Source organism: Clostridia bacterium (assembly GCA_019683875.1).
In the GTDB taxonomy this organism is placed as follows: Bacteria; Bacillota; Sulfobacillia; order RBS10-35; family Bu92; genus Bu92.
This window is the reverse complement of the sequence record JADGHN010000103.1, coordinates 1-5,988: the sequence shown is the minus strand read 5'-3', so window position 1 is coordinate 5,988 and position 5,988 is coordinate 1. Positions and strand designations below refer to the sequence as shown.

At 72.2% G+C, this 5,988-nt stretch carries 4 protein-coding genes; 2 read left to right on the top strand and 2 right to left on the bottom strand.

Annotation, left to right across the window (positions count from 1 at the left end; all coding sequences use genetic code 11):
- Nucleotides 1-30: 30 nt before the first annotated feature.
- Both menC and IRZ18_07960 read right to left on the bottom strand, forming a co-directional pair.
- The gene (gene menC, locus IRZ18_07965) at nt 31-1,140 is read right to left on the bottom strand and encodes an o-succinylbenzoate synthase (GenBank protein MBX5477039.1); all 1,110 of its coding nucleotides are present in this window, start codon (nt 1,138-1,140) and stop codon (nt 31-33) included.
- Entirely contained in the window at nt 1,137-2,078 is a 942-nt protein-coding gene (locus tag IRZ18_07960) for a GNAT family N-acetyltransferase (protein MBX5477038.1), read from the bottom strand. The genes menC and IRZ18_07960 overlap by 4 nt, the downstream gene beginning before the upstream one ends.
- A 260-nt stretch (nt 2,079-2,338) precedes the next feature.
- Here IRZ18_07960 and IRZ18_07955 point away from each other — a divergent pair, with 260 nt between their 5' ends.
- Both IRZ18_07955 and IRZ18_07950 read left to right on the top strand, forming a co-directional pair.
- Nucleotides 2,339-2,833, top strand: a complete 495-nt coding sequence (locus IRZ18_07955) for a helix-turn-helix transcriptional regulator (GenBank protein ID MBX5477037.1) — start codon at nt 2,339-2,341, stop codon at nt 2,831-2,833.
- Between the two features lie 149 nt (nt 2,834-2,982).
- On the top strand, nt 2,983-5,985 hold the full coding sequence (locus IRZ18_07950) for an S-layer homology domain-containing protein (protein MBX5477036.1): 3,003 nt from the start codon (nt 2,983-2,985) through the stop codon (nt 5,983-5,985).
- The last annotated feature ends 3 nt before the right edge of the window (nt 5,986-5,988 follow it).

Genomic DNA, 5,988 nt, shown 5'->3' with positions numbered 1-5,988 from the left:
CCGCCAGTCCCAACCGCCGGCCCCCGCCTCCTATGCCCGGATCTCGACCGTCTGCTCCGTCAGGCGCTTGATGAGGTCCCACTTCGGCTCGAAGCCCAGCCCCGGCGCCGTGGGCAGCGGGATCGTGCCGTCCGGCCGCACCGTGACCGGCGGGTCGATGATGTCCTCGTCCCAGTAGCGGTCGCTGCCGGAGGTGTCGCCGGGCAGCGTGAAGCCCGGCAGCGAGGCGATGGCGATGTTGTGCGCCCGCCCGATGCCGGACTCCAGCATGCCGCCGCACCAGACCGGCACGCCCGCCGCGCGGCAGATGTCGTGCACCTCGATGGCGCGCTGCAGCCCGCCGACGCGCCCGATCTTGATGTTCACGATGCGGCAGGCGCCGAGCTCGATCGCCGTGCGCGCGTCCTCCGGCGTGTGGATGCTCTCGTCGAGGCAGATCGGCGTGCGCAGGCGCGGCTGCAGCCGGCTGTGGTGGATGATGTCGTCGTGCGCCAGCGGCTGCTCGATCATCATGAGGTCGAGCTCGTCGAAGCGCGCCAGGTGGTCCGCGTCCGTCAGCCGGTACGCCGAGTTGGCGTCGGCCATGATCGGCGTGTCCGGGAACCGCCTCCGCACGGCGGCGACGAAGTCGTAGTCGTGGCCGGGCTCGATCTTCAGCTTGATGCGCCGGTAGCCCTGCGCCACGTAGCCGCTCACGACGTCCACCAGCGCCTCCGGCGACGCCTGAATGCCGACGGACACCCCCACGGCGATGGGCTTCTCCTCCCCGCCCAGCGCCTTCCACAGCGGGATTCCCTGCGCGCGCGCGTACGCGTCCCAAAGCGCGCTCTCGATGCCCGACTTCGCCATGTGGTTGCCGCGGACGAAGTCCAGCCGCGGCGCGATCTCGCACGGGTGGTCGAACGGCTTGCCGAGCAGGGCCGGCACCAGCCACCGCTGCAGCGCGATGAGCGCGCCGTCCACGAATTCCTCGTTGTAGAGCGGCTCGTCCATGGCGACGACTTCCGCCAGCCCCGTGACGCCTTCGCACTCGGCTTCGACGAGGATGAAGCGCCGGTCCAACTCCACGCCGAAGCTGGTCCGGAACGGAGACTTCAACTGCATGCGCAGGACGTGCAGGCGAACGCGTTCGAGCTTCATCGCTTCGCGCCTCCCAAGATGAGTTCGTAGCGGCCCACGCCGGCGGCCGGGTCACGGTGGAAGGAGCGCACCCGCGCCCCCATGGCGAAGGCGTTCTGGAACGCGGCCGCCGACGCCTTCCGCCAGGCCCGCGCCAGGTCCATGTCCGCCGCCTTGATCGCTTGAAAGCGCAGCGGGATCTCGATGATGCCCCGCCGCCAGGGGCCGGCGGGCCACAGCGGCGCCTCCGGCGCCCGCACGGGCTTGATGAGGGGGCCGGCCGCGGCCTCGCCACTTTCTGCACCGGCCGCGACCTCGCCCGGACCGGCCGCCCCTTCCGCGCCGGTGCCCGGACCGGGCGCGGCCGCGCTCCCCGTGGCCGGTTCGGCGAACCCGTCTTCGCGTGTCCGTGCGGCGAGGAACACGACCGGCGCCGCATCCTCGACCTCGACCGGCTCCGGGCCCGCCGCTTCGCCTCCCACCCACCACTCGGCCAGCAGCCGATCCGACGGCAGGCCGCGGTTGAGCCGGTCGTTCATCTGGCCGTAGTGGTTCGGCAGGTAGACGCGCGCGACGGCGCCCAGTTTAACGAGGTTGAAGTTGGCGTTCCCCGCCTCCAGCGGGTCGAACGTCCAGGTGATGACGCGGTACCCGCGTGCCCGCGCGATCTCCCGCTGCCGGAACTTCAGCGCCGCCCCCACGCCCCGGCTCTGGTAGCGCGGGTCGACGGCCGCCATGTGCGACCACATCCACGCCGTCCGTCCGTCCCACGCCGCGACGCCCATGCAGAAGCCGACGACCTGGCCGTCATCGCGCGCGACGACCACCGTGCCGCCCGTCTCCGCCGCCACGAGCATCATCTCGGCGGGGACCGCGACAGAAGGTCCCCACGTCTCGGCCTGCAATCGCTCGGCGGCGTTCAGGTCGGCCAGCGAACGAGCCTCTTCCACGACGATCATGCTGCTCACTCCAAACGCGTGGCATGGAATTCCACGCGCCGTTTCAATGTCCTTTACGTCCGCCCAAAGGCTCCGCGGCAGGAAGGAACTGGACCGGCCATGGCGAATCGAGTAGACGTTCCAATTCATCCGGCCGTTTCCCACCCTCGGCTGGTCTTGGAAGGCGGGACGTTCCTCTGGCCGTCAGGCGGGAAGAGACGGAATCGATCGTCGCCTCCGTGGGGCAAAAGATCCGGCAGATCCGTACGCGAAAGGGTCTTTTGCTGAAAGATCTTGCAGAGCGCACGGGCGTGACGCCGTCTCTCATCAGCCAGGTGGAAAGAGGGCTTGCGACGCCTTCTTTGCACACGTTGCGCGCTCTGGCCGACGCCCTCGAGGTTCCGGTCGTCACCTTCTTTCAGGAGCCGTCCAACCAAGAGGGCGTCGTCATGCGCGCAGCGGACCGCCCGCGCCTCTCCCTGCCGTCTTCGGAGGCCGTCTACGAGATCCTCAGCCCGCGGGACAGCGACAAGCTGCTGATGGCGGAGGTCCGCCTCCGCCCGGGCCAGTCCACGTCGGCCCGCCCGTTCGCTCACAACGCGGACGAGGTCACCGTCGTCCTGAAGGGCACGGTGAAGTTCGAGTGGGGCGACCAGGTGTTCCGCCTGCGCACCGGGGACAGCATCCTGATCCCGAGGGGCGTCCCCCACCGGATGACGAACATCGGCTCCGTGGAAGCGCGCGTGATCTTCTCCATGACGCCGCCCAGCTTCTGACAGACGCCGCCCGGCTTCCCACCGCCCCCGGCAAGGGCCTCTCCAATTTCTAACAAAAAATTGTCATTCCGGTTACAATCGCCATTCATGCCAGGACCGGAGACGGGCCGCATACAACCTCCTTCGTATCCAAGGAGGTTGTCGAGACGATGCACGTTCACGCCCTCGGACGCCGGTTCGCGGCAGCCGCTCTCGGGCTGCTCCTCGCCGCCGGCGCCGCGCTGCCGCCCACGGCCGCCGTGCGGGCGGCATCCAACGCTTCCCCGTACGTCGATGTCGACGCTCACCGGTACGGCTGGGCCCTGCCCGCCATCCTGGACCTGCGCCAGCGCGGCCTGATGGTCGGCGTCGACGCGAACCACTTCGCCCCCGGCCGGCCCCTGACGCGCGCGGAGATGGCTGCGCTCTTCGTGCGGCTGAAGCAGGTGCCGATGGACGGCGTCGGCCCGCGCTACAGCGACGTGAAACCCGGCCAGTGGTTCTTCGAGGAAGCGGAAGCGGCCGCCGCCAACGGCCTGCTCCTCGGCGTGGCGAAGGACCGCTTCGCGCCGCAGGATCCCGTCACGCGCGCCATGACGGCCGTGGTCGCCGTGCGCTCGCTGGGCCTCGACCGCGTCGCCCAGGATCTCCGCAACGCCGCCCTCCCCTACCGCGACGCCGCCTCCGTGCCCGCCTGGGCGCGCGGGGCCGTCTCCATCGCCCACGCGCTGGGCGTCATGAAGGGGGACAGCGCCGGCTTCCGCCCGCAGGACACCGTCACGCGCGCGGAAGCCGCGGTGATCCTTGAGCGGCTGCTCGCCGTCCCGGACACGGCCGTCCGCGCCCAGGGCAACCGCGCCGTCGCGTACGTGAACGTCGACGCGTCGCGCACCGAGGTCAATGTCGGCGACCGCGTCACGTTCCAGGCCTGGGGCCACGACGCCGCCACCTACCTCATCCCCTCGACGGTCACGTGGTCGGCGACGGGCGGCACCATCACGTCGAACGGGACCTTCACCGCCACGACGCCCGGCACGGCCAAGGTCACGGCCACGGTCCCCGGCACCCAGGCGACGCGCACCGTGACGGTTAAGGTGCACAAGCCCGCAAAGCTCGTGTTCGGCGATGGCCTGCCGCCCGTCGTGCTGCGCGGCACGCCCTTCACGGCGGCCGTCGCCGTGCTCGACAGCGCGGGCGCCCTGGACGCCGTGGACAAGGGCCGCGCCGTCGCGCTCGACGTGACGGGGCCGGACGGCCAGACCCGCACGCTGACGGCGAACGACAGCGGCGGCTGGGCCACGTTCACCGTGACGCTCGACGCGGCGGGCACCTACCGCCTGACGGCCCGGTCCGGGTCGCTCGCGGCCGCCTCCGCCCAGGTGCAGGCCGTCGAGCAGCCGGTGGGCAGCCTGGAGCTGACGGTTGACGGGGCGCCGGCCGGCCCGGACCCGCTCCCGCGCACGGCCGGCGACGCGGCCGCGCTGACCGTGGCCGTGCGGGGCACGGACGGCAACCTGCGGCCGGAGCGGTTCCCCGTTCGGTTGAGCGCGTCCGGCCCGGGCGCCAGTCTGACGCAAAGCTCCGTGCTGATTAGCGGCAGCGGCGCGGCCGGCCAGTTGCGCCTCGCCGCGCCCGGCCAGGTGACGCTCTCGGCCAGCGTGCCGGGCGGCGCCGTCCTCGGCGCGTCCGCGAGCTTCGCCGTCCAGCCGCGCGGGACGGTGCAGGTCGTCGCCGCCAACCCCGCGCAGATCACGGCCGGCCAGACGACGACCGTGCAGGTCCGCCTCCTCGGCCCCGACGGCGCCCCGCGCACCGATTCGGGCGTGACCGTCACCCTCGTGCCGCACGGCCCGCACGGCTACGACCTGCCGGCCCTGACCGCCACCACCAAGAGCGGCGTGGCCTCCTTCAGCTTCGCGCCGATCTTCGCCGGCGCGTACGGCTTCAGGGCCACCGCCTCGGGCTTTACCCCGGGCGACGCCTCCGGCGTGCTGACCGTCGTGCCCGCGCCGCTCGCGCAGCTGACGGTGCACGCCGCGCCGTCGACGATCCTCGCCCCCGGCCAGTCGGTGTCGATCTACGCCGCCCTGGCCGACCGCTACGGCAACGCCATCGCCGCGCCGTTCCAGCTGCGCGTGCGCGCCGGCGGCGGCTCGGGCACGCTGGGCGGCTCGCTGAGCGGTGCGCTGTCCGGCGCCGTCGCCGACGGGCTCGACGCCCAGGCGACCCTCGCCGGCCCGGGCACGGCGGCCACGTTCGCCGCCGGCGCGGCCGGTGCGCGCACGCTCACGTTCTCCAGCCCGGACCACCCGCAGCTGGCACCCGTGTCCGTCACCTTCCGCGTGGTGCAGCGGCCGGCGGACGTCGTCGCGGGCAAGGGGCTGTGGCTCATGTTCGGCGACTGGAAGGCCGTCGACGATGACCAGATCGTGCGCCGCGCCGTGCAGGGCGGCTACACGCACATCTACTTGGAGATCGCCACGAGCGGCGACGGGTTCTACGGCCGGCGGGCGCTCGACCAGCTCATGTGGAAGGTCCACAACGCCGGCATCGCGTTCATCGCGTGGGTGTACCCGGACCTGCGCAATCCGCAGTACGACACGGCCTGGAGCCGCGACGTGATCGCCTACGCCACGCCCGAAGGCGACCGGCCGGACGCGTTCGCGCCGGACATCGAGGAGGTGCTCGACCCGGCGACGGTGCAGGCGTACGCGGCCGCCGCGCGCGCGGCGCTCGGGCCGGACGGGCGCTTCGTGGCCATCACCTACCCGCCGCAGTCGCGGCCGGACTACCCGTTCCGGCAGCTGGCGCCGTACGTGGACGCCTTCGCGCCGATGAGCTATTGGCACCACCGCGTGCGCGAGTACACGTTCGCCGACGCGTACCGGTACGTGGCCGACTCCGTGCGCCAGCTGCGCCAGCTGGCCGGCGCGGACGTGCCGGTGAGCGTGATCGGCCAGACGTACGACATGTTCGCCTCTGGCGGCAAGGGCATCTACAGCCCCACGCCGCTGGAGCTTGAGGGCGCGTGGCGGGCCGCGGTGGACACGGGCGCGATCGGCCTGTCGTTCTACCGGTGGGGGACGACGACCGACGAGGAATGGGCCGCGATGGACGCGCTCCAGCTGCCGCCGGACGGCGGCGCGGGCGCCCCGGGGGTGGCGCGGAGGTAGGCG

Bases quoted from the DNA above. Each gene is read 5' to 3' on its own strand.
- menC (MBX5477039.1), bottom strand. From the start codon at position 1,140: ATGAAGCTCGAACGCGTTCGCCTGCACGTCCTGCGCATGCAGTTGAAG.
- IRZ18_07960 (MBX5477038.1), bottom strand. From the start codon at position 2,078: ATGATCGTCGTGGAAGAGGCTCGTTCGCTGGCCGACCTGAACGCCGCC.
- IRZ18_07950 (MBX5477036.1), top strand. From the start codon at position 2,983: ATGCACGTTCACGCCCTCGGACGCCGGTTCGCGGCAGCCGCTCTCGGG.